Origin of the sequence: Corynebacterium sp. UMB9976 (genome assembly GCF_030212265.1) — a bacterium.
Taxonomy (GTDB): domain Bacteria; phylum Actinomycetota; class Actinomycetes; order Mycobacteriales; family Mycobacteriaceae; genus Corynebacterium.
Genome location: NZ_JASODY010000013.1, coordinates 38,436 through 63,449 on the forward strand (window position 1 = coordinate 38,436; position 25,014 = coordinate 63,449).

The window sequence follows — 25,014 nt, forward strand, 5'->3', positions numbered from 1 at the left end:
GTAGCTACCAGATGGTCACGCGCTGGTCCTCGGCCAGCCACATGCCATCGGCCTCGGTGACCTCCCAGGCCTGGTAGAACTCCGGGGTATTCGACGCGACCACGTTGCAGCGGAACTCCGCCGGCGAGTGCGGGTCGATGGAGATGTACTGCGCGGACATCTGCGGGCGGATGGCCGTCTGCCAGACCCGCGCCCACTGCAGGAAGACGTGCTGCAGCGCCTCCCGGTACTCCGCGCTTGGCCCCTCGGCGGTCTCAACCGCCACGCCCTGGTCGCTCAGGTAGCGGCGCAGCGCGACGATGGCGATGCCCAGGCCGCCGAGGTCACCGATATTCTCGCCCAGGGTGAAGGAGCCGTTGACCTTGTGCGCGGTCTCCCCGCGCTGCTTCAGTCCGGTCGGTACGAGACCTTCGAACTGCGCGACGAGCTTGTCCGTGAGCTGCGTGAACGCCGCACGGTCCTCCTCGCTCCACCAGGAATGCAGGTTGCCGTCGCCGTCGAACTTCGAGCCCTGGTCGTCGAAACCGTGCCCGATCTCGTGGCCGATGACCGCGCCGATCGCGCCGAAATTGCTGGCGGCGTCGGCGTCCATGCTGAAGAACGGTGGGCGCAGGATCGCGGCGGGGAAGGTGATGTCGTTCATCACTGGGTTGTAGAAAGCGTTGACGGTCTGCGGGGTGGCGAACCAGGTCGCAGGATCCGTGGGCTTGCCCAGCTTGTTGATCTCGTAGTCGTGATTGAAACGGCTGGCCGCCCGCACGTTAGCCAGCAGCTCGGCCCCGCCTGGGGCGAACTCCAGCCCATCGAACTCGCGCCACTTCTCCGGGTAGCCGATCTTCGCGCTGAACTTACCCAGCTTCACCAGCGCCTTTTCGCGGGTGGCGGGGGTCATCCACTCCAGGGTGGAGATGCGCTCGCGATAGGCCTCGATGAGGTAGTCCACCAGCTCGAGCATCTTCTCCTTATATTCCGGCGGGAAATGCTCGGCGACGAACTTCTTGCCGACCTCCTCGCCGATCGCGCCCTCGACCAGACCCAGGCCGCGCTTCCAACGGGCACGCTGCTCCGTCGAACCGCTCAGGGTGCGGCCGTAGAACTCGAAACGCCGGTCGGTGAACTTCGCCGGCAGGTAAGGCGCACGGGAGTTCAGCACGCGCCAGGTCGCCCAGAGCTTCCAATCGTCCAACGCCACGCTGCCGGCCAGCTTCGCGACGTGCTCGATGAAGCTCGGCTGGCTCACGATCACACGCTCGGCAGCCGTGCTACCAGCGGCAATGCCGGTGGCCTCGAACCACTCCGCGAAGGGGAAGCCCGTCGGCAGGTCCGCCACCGCCATCGGGTTGTGGGTCTTATCCGCATCGCGGCTGGTCACGTTATCCCAGTGACCCTCGGCAAGCGTGGTCTCGAAGCGCAGGATTGCCTCGGCGGCCTCCGCGGCTCCCGCACCCGCGTGGCTCCCCGGCAGAGTCCGCCCCTCCGCGAGGTAGAGCTCCAGCATGTCCGTCACATACTCGCGGTAAGCGGCCAGCGTCTCCTGGTGCTGCTCCTGTCGGTAGTAGGCCTCGTCCGGCAGGCCTAGCCCGGATTGCACCAGGTAGGCGCGCTCGGCATCGCCCTCGGCGTCCTTGGCGACAAAGTAGCCCGCCACGCCGCCGACGCCAGCGCGGTCCAGCTCACCCAGCTCGATGGCCAGCTCGCGAATGTCCGCGGCGGCGTTGATTCCGGCCAGGTCGGCGTCCAGCGGTGCGAGCCCGGCCGCCTCGATGCCCTCCTCATCCATAAAGGAGGAGTACAGCGCCCCGATCTGGGAATCGGCGGGCTGTGCCTCGACGATGGCGCGGACGTCCTTCTCAGACTGGTCACGCAGCTGGTGGAAGGTGCCGTCGACGGCCCGGTCTGCGGGAATCTCGTGGCTGGCCAGCCACTGCCCGTTGACGTGGCGGTACAGGTCCTGAGCAGGCGAAATAGTCTCGCCCGCGGCGGCCTCGGTGATGTTATCCGGCAGTTCCGGCTGGCTGGATGTTGTCTTCTTTTCGCTCATGTTCCCCACTGTAGTGCGCGCTGCAGACACGGCGTCGTCTTCTCTTTTTAGGACGTCACCCCGGTCGGCGACCGTGCCGCCCGCCGGACCAGTGTTGGTGGACATGGGGTGTGTCTGGGGCGGGGGCTACGATGAAAAAATGGATCGGAGACAGTTGACGGCCCCGAGCGTGCCGTTCGGGAAGGCGCGGCGAAACCGCTACGTCGCCGCGGTGGGAGCAGCGGCCGTGGTGGGGCTCGCGGGGCCGGTGGCGGTGAACGCCGCGCTGAGCGCCGAGGCGCCGGCTCACTACGCGAACCCGGCGGAGGCTTTCGATGAAAACCTGATGAGTTTCGCGGACTGGCCCCTGGACTTCGGTGTGCTGCGTGACTGCGCCGCACCGATCACCGAGGATGCGATGGTCACGCCGGAGTTCTCCTGCCCTTCCTCCCAGGTGGAGGTCGTGAGCATGCTCTCGGTAAAGGACCAGGCGCTGGCGGTGGACCGGGCGATCCGGGCGATTAACTTCGCGGATCTGCAGAGCATGCGACCCGTCCGGTACACGGAGACCGCACTCGAGATCGCCCCGGAGCTGAAGGAGCGCACCGGGGTGACTGACGTCTGGGTGACCGACTACTACGAGGTAGCCGCCGCCAACGACGAGGGCGAGGACGTCGACCCATTTTCCGATGCCGACCTCAGTCGGACGGTCGGGTTCTTCCGCGAGGATGACGGCGGGGGCGGTGAGGGCACTCTCGTTAGCCTGCAGGTCACGGCCCGGGGAGTGGATAGCACGAAGGCGATGGTCAACGAGCTGCTGAAGACCGCCGAGCTGCGACCAGAGGCCGTCACCGAGGTCTCTCCACAGCAGCAGGAGGGAGGCCGATGATGCTGCCGGAACAGCAAACCCAGGGGCGCAGCAACCCTGCCGACTCGACACCGCAGAGGAGCGCCCTGCCACTGCCGATCTCCGAGGCTGGCTCCGCGCTGGGCATGTCGCCGGAGGCTGCCTCGGGTCCCCGCATTCGGCGTGGTGGGGTCTATATCTGCTTCACCCTGCTGGCGGTGCTCTGCACAGTATTGGCCATCTTCGCGCTGCTGCTTGCGACGCCGTCGGCCCCTGGGCTGCCACTGCTGGTTGCCCTTGGCATCTCCATTGCTCTGGTTGCCGTGGCCTGGTGGGGGCTCAGCCATCTGCGCTGCTACCGGGGTACGCCGCGACGATTGGTGGCCATGGCGCTGTGGTGGGGTGCTAGTGCCAGCAGCGTGCTTGCGGTATTCACCGCGGCGGATGCGGCCAGCGAGATTCCGGAGAAGCTTGGCCTGCCCATCCTCTCGACGGCTTTTGGTGGGGCCTGGCCGGAGGAGATCACGAAGGCCCTGGGTATCTGGATGCTGCTGTGGATCGGCCGCGATTGGTGGAACCGGCCGCACCATGGCCTGCTCGCCGGTGTGTTCGTTGGCCTCGGAATGGAGGTTTACGAGAGCTCGCTCTACGCGCTGTTCCTCGGTGTTCTGCATCCCTCCTCGGACGTAGTGGGGGCAGCTTCTGCGTACGGCATGCGGCTGCTGTTCGGTATCGGCCTGCACGCGGTATTCAGCGGCCTCGTTGGATACGGCATCGGGCGGGCGCTGTGGGGGCCGCGCGAACGGAGCCGAGCATGGCGTTGTAGGCAGGTCTTCGGCTGGGGTTTCGCCGGTTTTGCGCTGCATTTCTTGTGGAATATCAGCTGGCCGGAGCCAGCGGCACTGTTCGCGATGGCGGCCGTATGGGTCGCCGGGGTTGCCGCGTTAGCCACGTGCTTCTACCGGGAGGAGAAGGCATTGCGGCAGGTCGAGGGCGGTTTCAGCGAGCCCTAGCGGGCGCCTCGCCCTGGGTCGCGGTGCCGCCGCGACGGGGAAAAACATAGCCCCGCAATGGGGCTTTTGTTAATTACAGTGGTGTAAGGTGCTGGGGATTACGTGCGATACAGGTGTGAAAAGAGTGAAAGTTGGGTACTCTATTCCACATGCGTTCACTGCCTTGGCGCCGCACGCGCCGTACCTCGACCCCTGCACGCCTCACGGCAACTGCCCTTTTGGGCACCTCTGCCACCGTCGCCGCGCTGATGGCGAGCCACGTGATCCCGGTGCCCTCCTGGGCCATCCCGGGTATCGACGTCGCCTCCCACCAGCACCCGGGTGGCGCAGCCATCGATTGGAACACCGTCGCTGCCAGCGGCCAGAAGTTCGCCTTCGTGAAGGCCACTGAGGGCACCAACTACACCAACCCCTACTACGCCTCGGATTCGGTGAAGGCCCAGCAGGCCGGCATCATCCCGGGCAGCTACCACTACGCCCGCCCGGGTTGGAATGATCCGCGCGCCGAGGCCCGGTTCTACGCCTCCGTGATCGCGACCGGCCCGCAGCCTTCCCTGCCGCCGGTCCTCGACCTCGAGGAAAACCACGGTCTGAGCACCCAGCAGCTGCAGAACTGGGTCCGCGACTGGATCGACGAGATCAAGATCCAGACCGGCCGCCAGCCGATCATCTACACCTACTACTCCTTCTGGAAGCAGAAGATGGGGAACACGACGGAGTTCTCCGAGTACCCGCTGTGGCTGGCCTACTACTCCAACAGCCTGCCCAATGACATCCCGGGCGGCTGGGACAAGGTCACCTTCTGGCAGTACAGCGGCAACGGCTCCGTTGACGGCGTCATTACCGACGTCGACCTGAACGAGTACTACGGCGACGATGCCCAGCTCCAGGCCCTCGCCGGTGGCATGGCGGAGAATTCCCCGGCCGGCGAGACCTCCAACCAGCTGGCACCAACCCAGCCGATCGTCGAGAAGGAAGCTCAGATCGTCAACGAGATCGAGCACCAGACCGGCGTCAACATGCCGATCACCTCGGACTTCGTGGTCCAGCTGCTCGGCGTCGTCGGCGGCCGCGTGTCCCCGGAGACCTTCATCAACAGCGCGCTGCCACAGCTCACCGCCCCGGTGGCCGCAGCGATCTCCCAGCAGCTCGGCGTGCCGCAGGACCAGGTTGCGGAGAAGATCCAGCAGGGCCAGGAACTCCTGCCCGCACTCACCGCGCTGGCTGGCGCCCTCGGCGAGGCTCGCCAGAACGGTGGCGTGCCCACCGAGGCGATCCAGCAGCTGCTCAACATGGCGGGCCAGTCCGGTGCCCTGGGCAGCGCCGGCAGCAGCTCCAGCGTTGACCTGGGCCAGCTGCTCCGCGTGATCCAGACCGTCGGCGGCACCCAGGACTGGGCAGGCCAGCTGCAGAACGGTCAGCTCAACGTCGACCCGAACGCGCTCCAGGGTCTCCTTCGCGCACTGAGCTAAGCGCTGGAGTACACCCGCTCGCCAAAGTTAAAGCCCGCGGCTCCTCTCGAGGTACGAGGAGCCGCGGGCTTCGTCGTTGCCGGGGCAGTTAACGCTTGAGGCAGCGGGCGCTTGAGGCAGCTAGGACTGCTCGCGCACAGCTAGTGTTTCTCACCCACATGCGCTGCCAGCCTGCCGTTGAGCCGGCAGGCCAGCCGCTAACTATTCATCGTTGTACTTCATCGGGCCGTTGTACCAGAAGCCCGAGCGGGTCTTCTCTTCGACGTCCACCTCAACCGGACGCGGCTTCTCACCCGTGGCATCCGGGAAGGTCCGCAGGCGGTCCAGCACACCCCAGTCCCGCAGCGAAACGAAACGGCGGGTCGTAGACCGAGGGATAGGTTATCGCGTTGTCGAGTTTGAAGTCCTGGGCGATGGTCTGGTTGTAGTCACGGACGTTGATGCCCAGCACCGTGCCACCGAGGGAGTCGAGAGTCTCCTGGACAAGTTGCAGGTCATCGACTTCCGCCCGACACGGTGCACACCACTGGCCCCAAGCGTTGTGGACGAGACCTCGCCTTCAAAATCAGACAGGCTGATCTCCTCACCCTCTTCCATCAGCGACGGGCCGGAGAAGTCCGGCAGCGGGGCACGGTCCTCCTCTGCGTAGATAATCTTGGTTTGGCCTCCTGGTGAGTGGAACTGGAAGGTGCCCCCGACGGCGACGGAGTTTCAGGCGCCGTCGCCTGAGGAACAGGCCACCAGGGTCACGGCGGTGAGCACCGCGGCAACCGCGATGGCGGCTCTGTGGGGTGTGCTCGGCATGGATTAGAGCTCCTTATTCTGGGGCGGTGGGGAAGAAGACGGTGTTCTGGTTGTCCCGGAAGACCACAACACCGAGGAAGGTCATCGTGCTGCCCGGTGGGTGGTCTGCAGCGACCCAGCTCACCCCAGCGACCCTGCTGTGGGGGTTACTCGTAGCGAAGCGAGCTGAGCATCCCGGTTTCCATGTGATAGGCGTTATGGCAGTGAAATGCCCACTCACCGGGGTTGTCAGCGATCAGGTCGGCGATCATGGTTTCACCGTGGCGGAGAAGGACGGTGTCCTTGCGTAGCCCGCCACTGCCGGGCAGCGCCCACGTGTGGCCGTGGATGTGCATCGGATGGGGCATCATGGTCCTGTTGCGCATGACCATCCGCAGGCGCTGGCCCTCCTGCACGGTCGCGGAGGAGGATTGGCCGTCGGTGAGAATGCTCCATTCATACGGCATCATCTGCCCGCCCAGGTCGATGCTGACTTCTCGGTCTGGTGTGCCCTCGGGCAGGAGTGCACGATCTGCTGGCTTCAGGGAGGACAGAAGCAGCCCGGTGGACGACAACTCGGGGAAGTCGACATCGGGGCGGGGGGCCCGGCCGCCGGCGGTTCGGATGACGGCGAAGGCGCGGTCATCCTTACCCACCGCCAAAGCCGTGAGCGGGAAGATGCCGTCGCCGAGGATGACCTCGACGTCGACACGTTCGCCCATCGACAGGTAGATCGATTCGGTCTCCCGGGGCTGGACGGGGAAGCCGTCGGTGTGGGTGACGGTCATGCGGTGACCACCGAGGGCCACCTTGAAGATGGTGTCACCGCCGGAGTTGATAAACCGCAGGCGGGCCTTATCGCCCGGGCGCGCCTCGAAGGTCCGGTGAGCACGGGGGATACGTCCGTTGATGAGGTAGTGCGGATACATCACATCGCCGGCATCCCCGCCCAGTACCCGGTCCGGGGTGCCGTGCATCATATGGCCGTGACCTCCCATCCCCTTCTTCATGTTATGGTCGCCCGAACCCATTCCGGTGAGCTTGTCGAGCTCATCGTCGGGAGTGCCCTGAATGCCATCGACCCAGTCGTCGAGCACGATGGTCCACTCGACGTCCTGGTCCTCAGCGTCTTGCGGGTCACGGACGATCAGTGGGGCGTGGAGGCCGCGATCAAGCTGCAGGCCGGAGTGGGAATGGTAGAAGTAGGTGCCACCGTGGGGGACTTCAAAAACATAGGAGAAAGACTCGCCAGGTTCAATGGGGTCCTGGGTCATGCCGGGCACACCGTCGGCTGCGTTGTGGAGTGCGATGCCATGCCAGTGGATGGAGGTGCTCTCAGGCAGTTCATTGGTGATATCGACCTGGAGGACGTCGCCGGCGGTGGCCTCAATGGCCGCATCCCCGGTGTCAGAGACGTATCCCCACGTCTTGGCTTCGATGCCGCCGATATCCAGGGAGAGGGGCCGGGCGGTCAGTGTCCGGCGCACCGTCGGCTCACCGAGCGCAGTGGGGGTGGAAGTGGGGCGAAGGGAGGGATCTGGTGCCGGGGCAGCGGGTCCAGGGTCGCTGGTGCAGGCGGCCACGGCCCCGGTGCCGGCGAGGACGAGCCCGCCGAGCAGAAACTGTCGTCGGGAAAACGCGTTCGTCATGATTTAACCTTCCTGGTGTAAGAATTCAGTGACACGGGAGATAGGTGCAGGTGAGGGCCTTGCTGAGCCATCACGTCAGGCGCAGGTCTGTGACACAGGTGGCACCGTCGTCGGTGGTGGAAAACTCCGTGGTGCCGGTACGCCCCTGGTAGCTGACCTCAATCAGGCCGGTGACATCATCGGGAAGCCAGAAGCCAATAAACCCGTTGTCGAAGGTGGTTGTCGCCTCGTCCACCAGCACCTCACCGGTCGCCTCATCGGTGATCGTGACCTGGATATCCTCATTGCTGAGTTCCCCCAGGCAGGTCGTGAGGCTGTGGTAAAAGCAGTCGTGGGTGGAGGTGAGATAGGGTGCGATCGAGACATACGTCTGATTGTCGGGAAGATCGACCACGACTTCCTGGTCACCGCTCGAGAGCAGCAGTTCATCGGCGCGCACTGAGGCGATCAAATCCGTGGGACGCTCAGTGACCTTCTGCCGGTCGAGGTGATCAATGATCTCCACCGCGTCCATGTCGGCCAGGCCATGGGTAGTCAGGAATGTATCCTGGGACACCGTCCCGTCGGCCGTGGGTTCCGGATCGGCGGCCGAACACCCCGTGAGGGCGAGGGCAAGGGCGGCGACTGCGATCGCTGCTCGTTTCACGTCAATCTCCTTGGTTCGTGGTAAGACCGTCAGAAGACACCGCCTCAAGGTCGATGCCATACCTTTATCTAGCACGGGTGCCGGATGGACTAGAAGCCAAAAACCCTGCTCACAGCCTTATAGCAGGGCGAAAAGGGGGTGAATTCGGTGGGCTGGGTCACCACGGGACACCACCCCACAGCCGTGGGCGATGTCCTTCTACCCGCCCCGGGTATGCGGTGCAGGCAGTGAAAATCCCTGGTGGCGCCTGCTGAACCGACGAGGAGAGGCGATGCCGCCGGCCCGGGGTGGGGTACAGGGGTGACGGCGGTCGAATGGTGATGTTTGAAGATTTGATGAAGATTTCCCCGCTGGGCACTGAGCGAGGATGGTATTCCCCCTGCCCGGAGCGATACTGGGGTCTATGGCTGACCACACACCGACCACCGCCACGCCCCCGGGGCGGGTGCTGATCGTCGATGATGAACAACCCCTGGCTCAGATGGTGGCCTCCTACCTCATCCGGGCCGGCTTCGATACCCGCCAGGCGCACACCGGCACCCAGGCCGTGGACGAGACCCGTCGCTTTTCCCCCGATGTTGTGGTGCTGGATCTGGGGCTGCCCGAACTCGACGGCCTGGAGGTATGCCGACGGATCCGCACCTTCTCGGACTGCTACATCCTCATGCTCACCGCGCGTGGCAGCGAGGACGACAAGATCAGCGGTTTGACCCTGGGGGCGGATGACTACATCACCAAACCTTTTAGCATCCGGGAACTGGTGACCCGGGTGCATGCGGTGCTGCGCCGCCCGCGTACCAGCACGACCCCACCGCAGGTGACCACCCCCTTGATCGTTGGTGACCTCATCCTTGACCCCGTCGCCCATCAGGTGCGGGTGGGGGAGATGACCGTGGAGCTCACCCGCACGGAGTTCGAGCTGCTGGTTGCCCTGGCCCTGCGCCCCGGCCAGGTGCTGACCCGCCACGACCTGGTCACCGAGGTCTGGGACACCACCTGGGTCGGTGATGAACGCATCGTCGATGTCCACATCGGCAACTTGCGTCGCAAACTCGGCACCGACACCCGGGGTCGGGGGTTTATCGACACCGTGCGTGGCGTGGGCTACCGGGTGGGGCAGCCATGAATCACGGGCCCGGCCTGACCTTCCGCTTCCTGGCCGCCCAGGTGTTGGTCGTGGTGATTAGCCTGATGGTGGCCGCGGCCGTGGCCACGACGGTGGGCCCGACCCTGTTTCATGATCATATGTTGATGGCCGGCCGGGAGGACCCCTCGCTGGAGCTGTTCCATGCCGAGCAGGCCTACCGGGACGCCAACCTGATCACCCTCGCCGTCGCCCTGCCCACCGCCTTGATCAGCGCCCTGCTGGCCAGCCTGTGGTTATCGCGTCGTCTGCGCACCCCCCTGCAGGATCTCACCCGCGCCGCTACCAGCCTGACGGCCGGCAACTCCCGTATCCGCGTGCCCGCCGGAAAAGCAGGCCCCGAGGTCACCACCCTGGCGCATGCCTTCAACACCATGGCCGACCGGCTGGAACACACCGAACAGCTCCGCCGCCAGATGCTCTCTGATCTGGCCCACGAAATGGGCACCCCCTTATCGGTGCTCACGGTCTACCTCGATGGTCTCCAGGACGGGGTCGTGGACTGGAATAATGCCACCCACACGATCATGGCTGACCAACTCACCCGCCTGACCCGGTTGATGGAAGACATCGACGATGTCTCCCGGGCCCAGGAACACCGGATCGATTTGGACCTGGCGGAGGAAGAGCTCGGGGATCTGCTCCGTACCGCCGCTGCTGCCGCGGGGGAAGCTTATGCTGACAAAGGCGTCGATTTACAGGTCGAGACCATTACAGACACCGACCGGGTGCTCGTGGACCGGCAACGCTTCGGCCAGGTGATGAGCAATCTCCTGTCGAACGCGCTACGGCACACCCCGGCCGGCGGGCAGGTCCGGATCAGCGTCCACCGACAGGGGGCGTCCACCGCGCTCATCCATGTCGCCGATGACGGCGAGGGCATCCCAACTGACCAGCTCGGACACATCTTCGAACGCTTCTACCGGGGGGATGCCGCCCGCAGCCGGAACAACGGCGGGGCCGGTATCGGTCTGACCATCTCCAAGGCATTGATCGAGGCCCACGGCGGCACTCTCACCGCCACCTCCCCCGGACCCGGTCGCGGAGCGGTGTTTGCCCTCTGCCTCCCGCTGTCCCCTCCCGATAGTGAGGAGGCTGCTCGGTGACCACACCCTGCCCCGCGTGAGGGCCGTGCCCTCCACCCATTGAAAATATACCCCCGGGGGGTATATGCTAGCGAGCGTTACCGCATCCCACCGACCCGTAGGAGCTTTTCCATGATCACCTCCCCGCCCCGCCTCTTGCCGATGGCCTCCCACGGCTGCAGCTGTTGCGAACCTGCCTCTCGTGCCGACGCCGCCTCCATCCCTGCCGCCAGTGACTCGTCAGCAGGAGGGTCCTCCCCTAGCTACCAGGTCACCGGTCTGACCTGCGGGCACTGCGTGAAAAGCGTGACCCAGGCCCTTCAGGCCCTCCCCCAGGTTGACGACGTCCAGATTGACCTCGCTGCTGGTGGTGTTTCCACCGTCACGGTCACCGGTGTCGTACCTCCGGAGATGGTTCGCCGGGCCATCGAAGAGGCCGGCTACACCGTCGTATCCTGATCAGTTTCACCCATCATCTCGACCCCGACCGGGTTGAGCGGAAGGAACCTCATGAGTACTCCCCACCATTCCGGCGATCACCATGGTGATCACCCCGCTCCGGAAACAGACCACACCAACCACCCGGGTCATGCCAGCCACGAACACCACGCAGATGCCGACACCCACGGCCAGGCGATGCCCCACGATCACCCGCACTCCGCCATGGACGACGACCACCACGTTCATAGTCACGGCGAACACGCCGGACACAGCACCGCAATGTTTCGGGAACGCTTCTGGTGGTCGCTGATACTGTCCATTCCCGTCGTTATTTTCAGCCCCATGGTCGCCCACCTGCTCGGCTACCACCTCCCGGCATTCCCCGGATCCACCTGGATCCCCCCGGTGCTGGGCACGATCATCTTCGTCTACGGCGGAACGCCTTTCCTTAAGGGCGGATGGAATGAACTGAAATCCCGTCAACCCGGGATGATGCTCCTGATCGCCATGGCCATCACCGTGGCGTTTGTCGCCTCCTGGGTCACCACTCTGGGGCTGGGCGGTTTTGACCTGGACTTCTGGTGGGAGCTGGCTCTGCTGGTGACCATCATGCTGCTGGGCCACTGGCTGGAGATGCGCGCTCTCGGGGCAGCGTCCTCCGCGCTTGACGCGCTGGCTGCCCTGCTGCCGGATGAAGCCGAGAAAGTCATCAACGGGACCACCCACACCGTGGCCATCTCCGAGCTGGTCGTCGACGACGTCGTGCTGGTGAGGGCCGGTGCCCGGGTGCCGGCCGACGGAACCATCATCGACGGAGCCGCCGAATTCGACGAGGCGATGATCACCGGCGAATCCCGTCCCGTCTTCCGCGACACCGGTGACAAGGTGGTCGCCGGTACCGTGGCCACCGACAACACCGTCCGCATCCGGGTGGAGGCTACCGGCGGGGACACCGCCTTGGCCGGGATCCAACGCATGGTTGCCGACGCCCAGGAGTCCTCCTCCCGGGCCCAGGCCCTGGCGGATCGGGCGGCGGCGTTGTTGTTCTGGTTCGCGCTGATCTCCGCTCTGATCACCGCGGTGGTGTGGACCATTATCGGCAGCCCGGACGATGCCGTGGTGCGCACGGTTACGGTGCTGGTCATCGCCTGCCCGCATGCCCTGGGCCTGGCGATTCCGCTGGTCATTGCGATCTCCAGCGAGCGGGCCGCGAAATCCGGGGTGCTCATCAAGGACCGAATGGCGCTCGAGCGGATGCGCACCATCGACGTGGTGCTCTTCGACAAAACCGGCACCCTGACCGAGGGTGCGCACGCGGTCACCGGTGTCGCGGCAGCTGACGGCGTCACCGAGGGCGAGCTGCTGGCCCTGGCCGCCGCCGCGGAGGCCGACAGCGAGCACCCCGTGGCCCGCGCCATCGTGGCGGCCGCGGCCGCCCATCCCGAGGCCTCCCGTCGGCAAATCCGTGCAACTGGTTTCAGCGCCGCCTCCGGCCGGGGGGTCCGGGCCACTGTCGATGGCGCTGAGATCCTCGTGGGTGGGCCGAACATGCTGCGCGAGTTCAACCTCACCACCCCGGCCGAGCTCACCGACACCACCAGCGCCTGGACCGGGCGTGGGGCCGGTGTGCTCCATATTGTCCGCGACGGTCAGATCATCGGTGCGGTGGCCGTCGAGGACAAGATCCGCCCCGAATCCCGCGCCGCCGTGAAAGCCCTGCAGGACCGCGGGGTGAAGGTCGCGATGATCACCGGCGACGCCCAGCAGGTCGCCCAGGCGGTTGGCCAGGACCTGGGGATCGATGAGGTCTTCGCCGAGGTCCTGCCCCAGGACAAGGACACCAAGGTCACCCAGTTACAGGAGCGTGGCCTGAGCGTGGCCATGGTCGGTGACGGTGTCAATGACGCCCCCGCTCTGACTCGCGCGGACGTCGGTATCGCCATCGGTGCTGGCACAGATGTGGCCATGGAATCTGCCGGGGTGGTCCTAGCCAGTGATGACCCGCGGGCAGTGCTGTCGATGATTGAGCTGTCCCAGGCCAGCTACCGCAAGATGATCCAGAACCTGATCTGGGCCTCTGGCTACAACATCCTTGCCGTGCCGCTGGCCGCCGGAGTGCTCGCCCCGATCGGATTCGTGCTGTCCCCGGCTGTGGGCGCGATCTTGATGTCTGCCTCGACCATCGTGGTGGCCCTGAACGCCCAGCTGTTGCGCCGCATTGATTTGGATCCGGCCCACCTGGCTCCGACCGAGTCGAAGGAGGAACACACCACGCCTACTCCGGCATCCGCCGCCGCCCACTGATCCACCACGGCGACGACTGAGGCGGACGGGGAGATCTCCGCCGATCACAACGACGCGGACATCATGTTTGCCCAGATGATGAGCCCCCATCACCAGCAGGCCGTGGAGATGAGTGAGATGCTCCTGGCCAAGGAGGGTATCCCCGCCCAGGTCGTGGAGTTTGCCCAGGCGGTTATTGACGCCCAGGGGCCGGAGATTGACCGGATGAAAGCCATGCTCGAGGCCTGGGGACAGCAGCCGGTCACCGACTCCGGGGGCATGGGGACCATGGACGAGATGGGTGGAATGGATCACGGGGAAATGGGTGGCATGAGCGGGATGATGAGCCAGGAGGACATGACAGCCCTTGAGGAAGCCCAGGGCACCGAGGCTGCCCGCCTCTACCTGGAGCAGATGACCGCCCACCACGAAGGTGCGGTCGACATGGCCCGTGACGAGGTTGCTGACGGCCAGCCGCTAACTATTCATCGTTGTACTTCATCGGGCCGTTGTACCAGAAGCCCGAGCGGGTCTTCTCTTCGACGTCCACCTCAACCGGACGCGGCTTCTCTCCCGTGGCATCCGGGAAGGTCCGCAGGCGGTCCAGCACACCCCAGTCCCGCAGCCAGTCATCCTTCAGGTAAGTCGGCAGCTCCGTGGCCTGAGTGCTCATCTGCACCAGCCCCACGGAACCACCACCGGCGTAGTCCATCACCGGGGTAAGGATGCGGCGGGCGGAGTGATCCGGCGAGATGCGGAACTCCGGCACCTCAGCCACGCCCACGTTGTGGTCGAATGGCCGCTGGCACGGGAACTGGAAAGCCGTGGCCCAGTCCAGCAGCGCCGGAGCCTCGGAACCCACGTAGTCATTCAGCGGCTCCAGCTTCGGGGCGCGGGGCGGGGTCAGCGCCAGCCATTCGGATGGGGTGAGGTTGGTATCCACCGCGACGATGCGGATCTGATCCGCCTCCTCCGGGATCCACTCCATCGGAATGCGCAGGTTGCGCCACTGCGGGGCGGTGCCGATGTCCAGCGGTAGATCCTCGCCCAGCGGCTCGAAGTCGTCCTGACCCTTGCCGGTCGACTTGCCGTACTCCACCTTGACCAGCTGCCCGTACTGGAAAACATTGTCGGAATCGTAGTGGCCGATGGTGCCCGCCGCGCTCAACGTGATCAGCGGATGATCCTCCCGGTTCTCCGGCAGGGAGTACCACTTGGTCGTCGTCGAGGCGGAGAACTGCGGCCCCTCCTGGAAGGAACCGACCACCGGTACGCGCTGAGGATCCAGCTCGAATGGCAGACGCGCGTGCGAACCGTTCACGCCCGGCTTCGGCAGCAGGCCACCGGCGGTGCCGGAATCCTGACCACCGTCCGCAGCCTCTGCGCCACCGCTGCGGTCACCGGAGGCTGCGGCGTCGTCGTTCCGGTCATTGGACGAGGCACCAGCGGTACCGTCCGTACCCTCGCTGCTGGCCTGGCTGGCTTCCTCGCTCAGATTCGTGCCGCTGCTCGGCTGATCGCCATCCAGCTTCATCGCGGTTTCCACCGAGTTCTGGCTCACGGCATCCTCGCCACGACCATCCGGGTCGATGTGCGCCGGGATGCGGTTCGGCAGGAAGCCAGTGGAGTCCTCGGTGGTCAGGGAGTCACCGATCGGCGAACCATCGGCCACCTTGAGCAGCGAATCATTCGTATTCGTCTCCACGAGGACATCCTCGGCCAGCTGGCAGCTGTGCCCAGCCAGGGAGACGGCGTTGCCCTTGCCGATCGAGTACGCCGGCCACTGCGAGATGAAGCCCTTGCCCATCGACGCGATCGAGAACACCAGTGCCAGCATGGTTAGCGCACCGATCGGTGCCGCGGTCACCATCGTGACGCGGTACTTGCGCTTCCGGTTCGTCGTATCCGTCACCGCACCGTCATCGGTGCCGTTGCCGACGTCAGCAACCTCGCCCGCGGACTGGGCGCGGGCCTTCTGCGCATCCGTGCGGTACCCCAGCAGCACGCCCCAGATCAGGGTGAGCAGGGCGATGACCAACATCACCGTCGAGGCCTCAATGCCAGCGATCTGGATCGTCTTATCCCACCACGGAACACCGAAGCTGGAGACGTACCACCAGCCATTCGTGCCCGAGAGCGACAGCGCGAAGAGCATGAGCGTGGTGCCCAGGAAGAGCACGCGGTTGCGCGCGGAGCTCGCCGAGAAGTGCGAGGCGGCGATCGCCGCGAGTCCGATCAGGGCTGCACCAATGCCCGCGTAGACGCCAAAGTGGTGAGTCCACTTCGTCGGCGTGAAGACCATGAAGAAGGCCGTGCCGAGGATGACCAGAATCAGGCGAGCGGTGGGGGCCTTCGCTGCGCCCGGGACACGCCCGTTGCGCAGGATGGACGCCACGACCACGCCGAGGCTGAAGATCATCATCAGCACGATGAAGCGGCGCGCGAAGGAGCCGTCGGTGGACTGCTCCAGCAGTGAGGTGTAGCGCACGTACTCCTGGTACCAGGACAGCGACGGACCCCGGTCGGAGCGAACGGCGATGGCCTCGCGCACGGTGCTAAACGTCTGGTCGCCGAATACGCCGACGAGGATCGCGGTGCCCGCAGCAAGGAACGGTGCGATCTGTGCGAGCATGCCGCGGATCACCTTCCCGCGGCCCGCACCCTTCTCGGCGCCCAGCCACGGCAGGCGGCGCACCGCGATGCGGATCAGTGCGCTCAGGGAGACCAGCACCGCCGCCACGGCCATCAGGCCGGTCGGACCCGCACCCAGCGCCAGGGTGGCCAGCAGCGTACCGATCGCCGCCGGCAGCAGCCGGTGGGTGGCGATGGCTCGCTCGAAGGAGACCCAGGTCAGCAGCGAGAAGACCGCGATGATCGGCTCCGGGCGGGTGCCGTTATTGAAAGCGATGAAGAACATCAGGAAGGCCACCGCGGTGGTCCAGTGCGCCACGGCGCGCTGGTTAACCTTCACGCCCAGGCGCGGCAGCACCTCGCGGGAGAGCACCAGCCAGGTCACCGCGGAAGCCAGCAGGGCGGGAAGTCGCATCCACAGGGAGGTGGAGGAGACGTTGACCATCAGCGCCAGCAGGTCGTAGAACGGCCAGCCGAAGGGAGACTCCGGCACGCCGAACCAGCGATAGTAATTGGCCATGTAGCCGGACTCGTGGCTGGCCCGGGCCATCGTCAGCAGGTAGCCATCGTCGGCGGTATTCGCGCCGATGAAGAACCAAATCAGCAGCACGGCACCTACGAAGCCGTCCACCCAGCGGGGCTTCCACCAGTCCTTCTGCATCAGGCGACCGGAGCCGGTGCGGCCGTCCAACTTGTCGATCTGGTGCAGCGCCCACAGCGAGACGACCATGAAGGCCAGGCCGAGCCACATGACGATGTTCTTCAGTAGCGTCGGAGTACTCGAGAAGCGAGAATCCACCTTGACGTCGGCCTTGAGCCCCGCATCGGCTGCGGCCTTCGCGTTGTCCGGGGTGTTCTCGAACTCGGTGTAGATGCCGGTCAGCATCGGGCGGGTGTCCCGGTCGATATCGCCGGAGTACACCGCAGGGTCCAGCTCTTCGCCGTCGGTTGTGGTGCCGTCCACCCAGACCCGGGTGACCTCGGCATCCGAGGTGATGCGCAGCAGGGCATCATCGGAGAGTTCCTTGAGGTCCTTCTCCTTGAGGGAGAGCGGCACCACGTTGCGGATGATGACGTCCAGGCCGGAGTCGGTGTTACGGACGAAGAGCCCGCGCAGCGTCTCCTCCTTCGAGCCCTCCGGCACGGTGGATAGGACGTTGCTCTGGCCATCGTTGAGCTTGTCGATCTCGGAGAGCGGGATCGAAACGTCCAGGCTTTCTGGGGAGTAGCTGATCAGCGGTGCGGTGACGCTACGCAGGTCCCCGTTCTGTGGCCAAGAAAAGGAGGACTGCTCCTGGTTGACCGGCAAGAATGGAGTGGCGATGAAAAGCAAGAAGCCCAGCAAGCCGGAGACGATCGCGAGGGTCGTGATCCGACTGCTGGTGCCACTCTTCGGGGCCTGGTTCGCCTGTGGCGGCGCGGTGGGGTTCACCGAGCTTCCGGGCCCTTGATCTGGCTGTTTATTATTCTGCTGCTGCACCGTAGACACGGCTAATAACTGTACGTTACCGCCGGTCAAATGTGGACTAGTACGCGCGTGGCCTTAGTTACGCACGGCGACGGCAAACGGTCCAATCTGCGTGACATCCCAGTGCTTCTGGAACGCGCTCGCCGGGAAGTGGACGGTGCGGAAACGGACGTTCGGCTGGTTCGGGTAGATGTCATCCGCGATGAGGTAGGAGAACTCCGCTTCCTCCATCGGGGTGGCGTCGCGACCCGCCGGCCCACCTTCCTCGGCTGGCACCTCGCCACGCAGGACGAGGGCGTCTGGCGCGGTCCACCCTTCTTCCTCGGCTGCCCGATCCATCGCGGCGATGAGCTCATCTGGGTCGGTGATCTGTGTCCAGGACTCGATCTCCTCGTTGCGCCGCTCGAACTCTCCCAGCGGGTTGGCGTAGTGGGCAGTCATCGCCTGATACACGTGATAGGGGTAAAAGCTCATGAAGTGCTGCTCATCGGTGAGGATGGTCGCCCCGGAGCGCTTCCCCAGCTTTTCGGCGAGGTGCTCGTCGATCTGCGCGTAGTAGACGGTGGCGTCCGCGGGCATGCGGTCACCGCGCATGGCGTTGCCGTCGGCGTCCGTGTAGGCGGTATCGATCTTCTTCTCGTGATTCATTGGGATATCGATCGCGTAGTAGAGCGTCCCGAATGCCAGGATCGCGGCGAACACGCGCGTCACACCGCGGGACTTCGCGGGGTCCACGGTCGCCGGGTAGAACTTCGGCATCCCCACACCCCGCAGGTCGATGATCGCCAGCGTGCCGGCCACGGCAAAGAGCAGCGCGATCGGCAGCGCCACGCGGAATCCCAGCAGGGTCGTGCCGAGCAGCGGCATGGCCATGGAGGCGACCGCCCAACCGTAGGCGGTGAGGATGCCGACCAGCAGGGCGCGGGCGTCGTCCTGACGGTGGCGGGCAACCAGCCAGACCAGGCCGATCAGGGTCAGAACACCGAGCGCGGAGAGGTCGAAGAAGGGCATCATCAACGCGGTGCCATCTTCGGGGAGGTAGTGCTGTGCCTTGCCCGTTGGACCGTGGGGCTGGGTGAGTAGCGCGCGCAGGTAGGGGAACCAGCCAAGCAGCGCGATGAGGATCGAGCCGACCCCCATGGCCAGCAGGCTCAGCAGCGGGCGGATTCCCTTCTGCCGGATCGCGGCGGCGATGGCCATGACCACCACCGAGAGTGCAGAGAGTGCCGTGAAGAGGGTGTACAGATTGGCAGAAAGTCCCAGGTAGACCATCACGCCGAACAGTGCCCAGCGGGAGCCGAGCAGTGCGTGGCGGGTCATCACCATTGCGGCTGGCATGCCCACCGCGACGATGGCCGCGTAGGGCTCCTCCGGGGCTACGTGCAGGGTCGCTACCGCCGTGACCAGCGCAACCGTCGCGCCGGAGGCCAGCGAGCCGGTGAGGTGGCGCCACACAGGAACGAGCATGGAGAAAGCCGCAGCCAGGGTCATCAACGCCCAGGGCTGGTAGGCAGCCCAGCCCGCCAACCCGGTGATGCGTGCGAAGAGACCGCCGGTGAAGAACCACAGGCCGGGGTAGAAGCTCGGCATGTCCGGGTATGCCATGTCCACCCAGCCCGGAGTGTCCGTCAGACGGGTCAGGAACTGGGTGCGGAAAGCCTGATCGACGCTCACACCATCCAGGTACAGGCTGGTGGCGGCCAGCGGGATACCGATGCTGGTGATCACCAGGCCGGCCGGGGCGAGGTAGAGCAGCACAGCGAGAACTCGGCGCTGCCAATTCGACCAGTTGGTTCGCGGGTGGAGCACGTAGTACACCGACACCGCAGCGAAGAGGATCACGAGCACAGAGCCGACGCTGCTCAGCGCCTTGAGCACGTAGCTGGTGTTATACGCCGGAAGGCTCGGCCTGGACATGATGAACCAGGCCACGACCGTCGCCACTGCCGCGACCGCGCCGGTGACCAGCATGTGCACGATTGTGCGCAGCGGGCTCAGGGCATCGGGCTGCGTTTCCGCAGTGCTGAATCCAGTGACGGATGCTTGGTTGTGCTCGACGGTCGTTCCGGTGTGCATGCGTATATCAAAACACATGCACACCGAAGGGCGGATTTAACCGCGCGGGCCGCGGAGCATGATGCCGCGGATCCCGCTGTGGAAACCATCGCGCAGGCCGACGCGCTGCGCCTCCGTCAGGGTGTATTCGTGAAGGGTATCGCAGGCGAACTGCAGGAGTGGGCGGTCGATCTCCGGGGGAAGGCCGCCGCCAGAGAGCAGGTGGGCGTTATCCTTCTGGGCCTCGCTCGCGGCGTTGTCGAACCACCAGACGGCGTACTGCTGGCCGATGTCGTAGGGGTTCTGCTCTCCCGCGGACGCCCAGACTTCGTTGGGGAGCGGGACGTAGCGGGAGCGCAGCTTGCGGTGGCGGGCCATCATGGATGGGTTTGGCTTTGGCTTCCGCGCTGCTTCCGGTGTGTCCTCGGTGGCCGTGGCTGGTTCCTGTGCCTGGGACTGGGCTGCCCCGCTCTGCTCAGCCGCGTTGTCCGGCGTCTTGTTGTCCGGCGCCGCGTCGTTCGGTGCCGCAGCACCCTGAGCTGCGACGGTGTTGGGGGTCGGTTGTGCCGTCGTTTCGGCGGCCGGCTCGGACGTCGCTGGTTCGGCGGAGGCAGTAGGTGCCGGACCCGGCTTGGGTCCGGGCTTCGGCGCAGACTTGGGTGCGGCGGGGTGCGCCGCGGGGCTTGGGGCGGCCGACGGGGACTCTGCCTGCTCATCCGTCGTGGTGGTTGCCGCAGCAGCGTTGGTCTGTACAGCGCTCGCCGGTGCATCCTCGGATCCTGCGGCCGTGGCCGAAGCCTGCTCGGGTGCTGCCGCGGAGGTCGGCTCCGTGGCGGTTTCGGCCGGCGCGTTGTCCCCGGCCGCGGTGTTGTTGCCCGCTTCTGCCGTGGGCTCGGTGACCTGCTTGTTGTGCTCCATTTCCGGAATGACGCTCGGTCCGGACTCTTCGGGCTCTTCTGCATCGCCGAGGGGCTTGAACTCCGGGCTGGGGCTGTCCTCGCCCTGCGTTTCCCCAGGGATTGGGGTGGTGCTGGCATTGGCGGGCAGCGGTCCCTCCAGGATCTGCAGCCGCATCGTGTCCCGGAAATCCTCGCGAGGGTCGAGGATCGTGGTGGTATCGCAGGCGAAGCGCAGCTGGGAGGACATGGAGTCCCAGCCGAAGCCGTAGAGGTGCACGCGAATGCCCGCATTCACGGCCTCTTCCACGCCGGGCAGCATGTCCGCGTCGCCGGAGACGAGGACGATATCCGAGACGTTGCCACGGACGGCGGCGAGCACCATATCCGCGACCAGGCGGGTGTCCACTGCCTTCTGCGTGCGGCGGTCTCCCCACTCGATGAGTTGGCCACTGCGTAGCTGCACGCCAGGTTCGCTGCGCAGGGAACGCTGGTAGCGGTGTGGTCCGGACTCTGGGATGCCGTCGTACCAAAATTGTCGGTGAATGGGCTGTTTGAGCTGGTCCTGGGCGATACGGCCCAAGGTACAGACGACCTCCGGAAGGTCGATTTCTAATTGCGCGCGGGCGCCGGTTTCCCAGGAGTTATAGAAGCTAGCTAGGAGATAAGAGGTATCGACGAAGATCTGTGTTCGTTCGAGCATGATGGGTCGGTTGTCCGTTTCTTTAGTTTCACAATTTTCAGTGCATTATCCATTGCGCACTGTACTTCTTGAGCGCCTGTGCGCGTGGCGCTTTCCCCTCTAGTGTGCATCAAAGAGTTGTTGTATGGTTGGTTACACAAGTAACTAACCGACTAGGTAGGGCGCGGTGTTGAACCGCAACCTGGTCGCACGGTGAACGTCAACCAAGCCCCATCGAGGGGATCGAACACGAATACAGGGAGGCGCCATGGAGGAAGCCACCACGCCGCTGTTTCAGCAAGTGGCTGAGCTCGTAGCGGATGCCATTGTGGACGGCTCCCTGCCAGAGGGGGAGCGGGCACCGTCGACGAACGAGCTCGCGGCCTTCCACGCAATCAACCCGGCCACCGCCCGCAAGGGCTTGAGCCTGCTGGTGGATGCCGGGGTGCTTCAGAAACAGCGAGGTATCGGCATGTTCGTTACTGAGGGCGCGCGGGAGAAGGTCATCGCGCAACGCAAGGAGGCCTTCGCCGGCCGTTACCTGGTGCCGCTGGTCGACGAGGCCGCGAAGCTGGACATGACCGCCAGCGAGCTCCGCGAGCTGCTGGGCAGCGTCGCTGAAAGCCGGGGGCTCTATGACTGACCCCAACAACGCACCGAAGCCCGTGCCCCGCGGGTTACTCCAGCCGCCAATGCAGAGCACCGGCGAGCAGGTAAAACACTGCCCTTCGAGCGGCAACCAGCCCAGAGCATCACACTAGACCGCTAAGTCGACGCACCACGCGTCCCACCACACAGGAAGGCACAACAATGAACCACCTGAAAGAAAGCGTTGGAACGAGCATCCCGCCCCGCGCTACACCCAGCATCGAGCTATCGGAGCTGGCGGTCAGCTTCGGCAAGAAAACCCACCCGGCCGTCGACGGCATCAGCTTGCAGATCCCGGGCGGTCAGGTCTACGGACTGATCGGACGGAACGGAGCGGGGAAGACCACCCTGCTCCGGGCTATCGCGCAGCAGCTGAACAGCTCCGGCACGGTGACCCTGGACGGTCAGCCCATCCGCGATAACGAGTGGGCGCTGGAGCGCATCATTCTCGCCGGCCCGGACGCCGTGTGGCCACAGGACCTCCCGGTGCGTAGCGTGCTGCGGATCGCGGAGCTTCGCTGGCCAACCTGGGATCAGGCCTTCGCGGAGGAGATGATCCAGGCTTTCCGCATCGATACCAGCAAGCGGTTGCGCGCGATGTCTCGTGGTCAGCGTTCGGCGGTGAGCATCATCCTCGGCCTGGCAGCGCAGTGCCCGATCACCCTGCTGGACGAGCCCTATCTCGGCCTCGACGTGCAGAGTCGCGAGGCCTTCTACCAATTCCTCATGGCCGACCTGGAGCGCAATCCCCGCACGGTGATCCTCTCCACCCACCACCTCGGGGACGTCGCCCGACTGCTGGATCAGGTGATCATCATCGACGAGGGCAAGCTCCTGGAATCCGGCCCCCTCGAGACCGTCTCCGGCCGCATCCACCTGGTCTCCGGTCCCAGCCAGGCAGTGTCCGCCTTCCTCGAGCAGTGGTCTGCTTCCTTGCCCGTCGCCCCTTCTTCCTTCCTTATTAAGGACGTCACCAGCACCGGTTTGCGCAGGTTGACCCTCAGTTATGATCCCGAATCGCCGGAAGCCGTGGCGGCAGAGTCGGCAGCGCAACGCGCCGGTGTCCAGCTGAAGGCCGCGGACTTGGAGCAGGCGGTGCTCGCGCTCACCGGAGAGGTGGCCGGCGATGAGTAATAAGACGAGTGATCGGCATGTCCAGCCATTGGACGGTGGGATGAAGGTGGCGGAAAGCAAGGGGGTAGCGGGCGAGGCTTCGGCCCAGGTCCAGCGAGTGAACACCCGAGTGATGGGCCGGGTCTTCCTCTTCGCGTCGTGGCGGAGCGTGCTGTGGAGGGTGCTCCTCGTAGTTCTCATGAGCTTCCTCGCGATCGTTGGCGAGGCGGAACACCGGCCAATGAACTTCTTTTATGCCATCTTCCTGGGCGGTGCTGTGGGAAGCGTGCACTTGGTATTCCAGCCGAAGGGCGAAGAACTGCGGGCGTTCGGGCTGACCACGGCGCAGATCCGCCGACTAGCGGCAGCCATGTGGGGGATGGCGCTGCCGGCCTCGGCGCTTTATCTCCTCATTGTCGTGGTGATTTCTCGGACCGCTAACGGCATGCTGACCTCGGGAAAGCTTCTGCTCTCCTGCCTTGTGGGCTATCTGCTTCTTCTCGCTTACGCCGTCTACCGGGGCTGGAGTGCGCAGGTGGAGATTCGCAATGACGCGGTGGGCGAGCAGAACATCCTGGTCCGGGCGGAGAAGGCGAAATCGCGGAAGGTGGCGTCGAACTCTGAAGGTGGAGCCGTTACCCCGGCAGGCTCGAATGCGGAGGACTTGAGCCGCGAAGAGCGGGCGGCTTTCGAAGCAGACACGGCACTCGACGCGGCGGTGATCCAACCACTGCGCCTGCTGGGGCGCACCCTGGCGAAATGGGAGTGCGGTATCGCCTTGGCTCTTGGCCTCGTGTTGGCATTCTGGCCCTGGGCGGCGGATACGATCGGCGCCTACCTAGGGATCGCACTTGTTGGCGCCCTCATCGGGAGCAGGCGGCTGCTCACTGCGTACGGGCTGCCAAAAAACTATGTTCAATGGTTGGCCTTTGGCGGAAGTAGGCGGGCATGGCGTAAAGCTGCGCTGGTGGGCACTGTTAGGACCAGCTGGTCGGTGCCCTTGGTCATGGTCCTAGTCGGTTATCCCGCGTTGCTGAATAGTGAGAGCACGCTCCGGGAGCAGTTCAGCGGAACAGAGATTCTGGCGGGTGCGCCGATGCTGGGGCTGATCGTGCTCTTCCTCATTCTGGGCACCACGTTGTTAACTGCACTCGCCACGCTGCGGTGGCCAAAGGCCGGTGCGCTGACGCTTGGGGGTTTCCTCGCCTACGGCATGGCAATGGTGACAGTGTTCTGTTTCCAGTTGTTCTTCACTGGAGACGTTGATCCGTTACCGAGAGCGGCCATCGGTGTCCTTATCTCTGCGTTCTATGTGGCGATAGCGGTGTGGGTCTTCTACGCCCGCATCATCAAGCAGGATGCTCGGAACGCCGGCCACATTCAGACATTGGGCGAATAGCGTCCGTGCGCACAGAGAAACCCCAGTTCAAAAACGATATTGAGCTGGGGTTTTGTGTTTGTTGTGGGCTGTGTGTAGATTATTGATCTGCAAGCGAGGCCGACAGGCCCGGTGCACACGGGGGAATCAAGATCCTTAACGGGTTTTGCTTCTGTGTTTGCATCTGGTTCTTGGATGGTGTAGCTTAGCAATCCTGCAAGATCGCCGGTTATTACCGGGTGGTTGGATTCCCCTTCGGTCTTGTTTCCTTATCACCAAGCTTTGGTGAACAGTGAGTGATCGTGAGTTTTTCTCCGGTTTGCTTCTGGTTCATGTGGGTGATAAGCTCGGAATCCGCCTCAACGTGAAGCGCCAGAGTGTGGTGGTTGTGGAGTGTTGTGTGCATATGTTGTTTGAGAACTCAATAGCGTGATGAACCAAGCAGATCAACGGTTCTGACACACATTGTGTGTGGAATTGTTTGATTTTTTATACATGACTTGGAACATGATGATGCAGTCTACTCTGACGCGCCACCGATTCTGTGGTGGTGGGGAGTGGTTGATACGTGGGTGTTGTTCATGCCACCGACTGTCGCTTGATGCACTGTTTAGTGTGTTTCGGGGGCTTTGCGAAAAGGTCCTTGATGCAGGTGTCTACACAATGGTTTGTTGTGTAGTGATGGTCGTTAAATGTGGTGCATAACCAGCTCGACACGCTTGTGTGTGGTGATTGGTTGTGAATACGCCTGAAGCTACGC

17 protein-coding genes and 2 pseudogenes are annotated in these 25,014 nt (G+C 64.6%); 11 read left to right on the forward strand and 8 right to left on the reverse strand.

The window, feature by feature from the left end:
* Positions 1-4 precede the first annotated feature (4 nt).
* Positions 5-2,041 (reverse strand): M13 family metallopeptidase, encoded by a 2,037-nt coding sequence (locus tag QP140_RS07185; RefSeq protein WP_284758889.1) that lies wholly within the window; start codon positions 2,039-2,041, stop codon positions 5-7.
* Positions 2,042-2,180: 139 nt separating this feature from the next.
* On the opposite strand from QP140_RS07185, the gene QP140_RS07190 reads away from it, so the two are divergent.
* The 3 genes from QP140_RS07190 (at position 2,181) to QP140_RS07200 (ending at position 5,352) form a co-directional block, all read left to right on the forward strand.
* Positions 2,181-2,909 (forward strand): hypothetical protein, encoded by a 729-nt coding sequence (locus tag QP140_RS07190; RefSeq protein WP_284758866.1) that lies wholly within the window; start codon positions 2,181-2,183, stop codon positions 2,907-2,909.
* Positions 2,906-3,880: a PrsW family intramembrane metalloprotease gene (locus QP140_RS07195; protein ID WP_284758868.1), complete on the forward strand. Its 975-nt coding sequence runs from the start codon at positions 2,906-2,908 to the stop codon at positions 3,878-3,880. Before QP140_RS07190 ends, QP140_RS07195 begins: the two co-directional genes overlap by 4 nt.
* Before the next feature lie 149 nt (positions 3,881-4,029).
* A complete protein-coding gene (locus QP140_RS07200) occupies positions 4,030-5,352 on the forward strand; it encodes a glycoside hydrolase family 25 protein (protein ID WP_284758870.1) in 1,323 nt (440 codons plus the stop codon).
* 201 nt (positions 5,353-5,553) lie between these two features.
* Here QP140_RS07200 and QP140_RS07205 read toward each other — a convergent pair whose 3' ends face one another.
* The 4 genes and pseudogenes from QP140_RS07205 to QP140_RS07220 all read right to left on the reverse strand — a co-directional run bounded on the left by QP140_RS07205 (position 5,554) and on the right by QP140_RS07220 (position 8,430).
* Positions 5,554-5,682: a hypothetical protein gene (locus QP140_RS07205; protein WP_262368734.1), complete on the reverse strand. Its 129-nt coding sequence runs from the start codon at positions 5,680-5,682 to the stop codon at positions 5,554-5,556.
* A 1-nt stretch (position 5,683) separates the two neighbouring features.
* Positions 5,684-6,156: pseudogene (locus tag QP140_RS07210) on the reverse strand (TlpA disulfide reductase family protein); the annotation flags it as partial.
* A gap of 146 nt (positions 6,157-6,302) precedes the next feature.
* On the reverse strand, positions 6,303-7,784 hold the full coding sequence (locus tag QP140_RS07215; RefSeq protein ID WP_284758872.1) for a multicopper oxidase family protein: 1,482 nt from the start codon (positions 7,782-7,784) through the stop codon (positions 6,303-6,305).
* A 70-nt stretch (positions 7,785-7,854) separates the two neighbouring features.
* Complete coding sequence (locus tag QP140_RS07220) at positions 7,855-8,430, reverse strand: CueP family metal-binding protein (protein WP_284758874.1); 576 nt, start codon at positions 8,428-8,430, stop codon at positions 7,855-7,857.
* Positions 8,431-8,833: 403 nt separating this feature from the next.
* On the opposite strand from QP140_RS07220, the gene QP140_RS07225 reads away from it, so the two are divergent.
* The 5 genes and pseudogenes from QP140_RS07225 to QP140_RS07245 form a co-directional block, all read left to right on the forward strand.
* Positions 8,834-9,556 carry a response regulator transcription factor gene (locus QP140_RS07225; RefSeq protein ID WP_284758876.1) on the forward strand — a complete coding sequence of 241 codons (723 nt, stop codon included), beginning with the start codon at positions 8,834-8,836 and terminating at the stop codon, positions 9,554-9,556.
* Positions 9,553-10,680 (forward strand): sensor histidine kinase, encoded by a 1,128-nt coding sequence (locus tag QP140_RS07230; RefSeq protein ID WP_284758878.1) that lies wholly within the window; start codon positions 9,553-9,555, stop codon positions 10,678-10,680. Before QP140_RS07225 ends, QP140_RS07230 begins: the two co-directional genes overlap by 4 nt.
* Before the next feature lie 111 nt (positions 10,681-10,791).
* Positions 10,792-11,118: a heavy-metal-associated domain-containing protein gene (locus QP140_RS07235; protein WP_015381102.1), complete on the forward strand. Its 327-nt coding sequence runs from the start codon at positions 10,792-10,794 to the stop codon at positions 11,116-11,118.
* 51 nt (positions 11,119-11,169) lie between these two features.
* A complete protein-coding gene (locus QP140_RS07240; protein ID WP_284758881.1) occupies positions 11,170-13,404 on the forward strand; it encodes a copper-translocating P-type ATPase in 2,235 nt (744 codons plus the stop codon).
* 15 nt (positions 13,405-13,419) lie between these two features.
* Positions 13,420-13,857: pseudogene (locus QP140_RS07245) on the forward strand (DUF305 domain-containing protein); the annotation flags it as partial.
* A gap of 7 nt (positions 13,858-13,864) precedes the next feature.
* Here QP140_RS07245 and QP140_RS07250 read toward each other — a convergent pair.
* From QP140_RS07250 to QP140_RS07260, 3 genes are read right to left on the reverse strand one after another with little or no spacing between them, the layout of a single operon-like run.
* Positions 13,865-17,503, reverse strand: a complete 3,639-nt coding sequence (locus tag QP140_RS07250; RefSeq protein ID WP_284758882.1) for an arabinosyltransferase domain-containing protein — start codon at positions 17,501-17,503, stop codon at positions 13,865-13,867.
* 54 nt (positions 17,504-17,557) lie between these two features.
* Complete coding sequence (locus tag QP140_RS07255) at positions 17,558-19,558, reverse strand: galactan 5-O-arabinofuranosyltransferase (RefSeq protein WP_284758884.1); 2,001 nt, start codon at positions 19,556-19,558, stop codon at positions 17,558-17,560.
* Positions 19,559-19,594: 36 nt separating this feature from the next.
* Positions 19,595-21,136, reverse strand: a complete 1,542-nt coding sequence (locus tag QP140_RS07260; protein WP_284758885.1) for an NYN domain-containing protein — start codon at positions 21,134-21,136, stop codon at positions 19,595-19,597.
* Positions 21,137-21,383: 247 nt separating this feature from the next.
* On the opposite strand from QP140_RS07260, the gene QP140_RS07265 reads away from it, so the two are divergent.
* The 3 genes from QP140_RS07265 (at position 21,384) to QP140_RS07275 (ending at position 24,275) form a co-directional block, all read left to right on the forward strand.
* Complete coding sequence (locus tag QP140_RS07265; RefSeq protein WP_012359373.1) at positions 21,384-21,758, forward strand: GntR family transcriptional regulator; 375 nt, start codon at positions 21,384-21,386, stop codon at positions 21,756-21,758.
* Between the two features lie 167 nt (positions 21,759-21,925).
* Positions 21,926-22,897 (forward strand): ATP-binding cassette domain-containing protein, encoded by a 972-nt coding sequence (locus tag QP140_RS07270; protein ID WP_284758886.1) that lies wholly within the window; start codon positions 21,926-21,928, stop codon positions 22,895-22,897.
* Positions 22,890-24,275, forward strand: coding sequence for an ABC transporter permease (locus QP140_RS07275; protein ID WP_284758887.1), 1,386 nt, complete (start codon positions 22,890-22,892; stop codon positions 24,273-24,275). Before QP140_RS07270 ends, QP140_RS07275 begins: the two co-directional genes overlap by 8 nt.
* Positions 24,276-25,014: the final 739 nt, after the last annotated feature.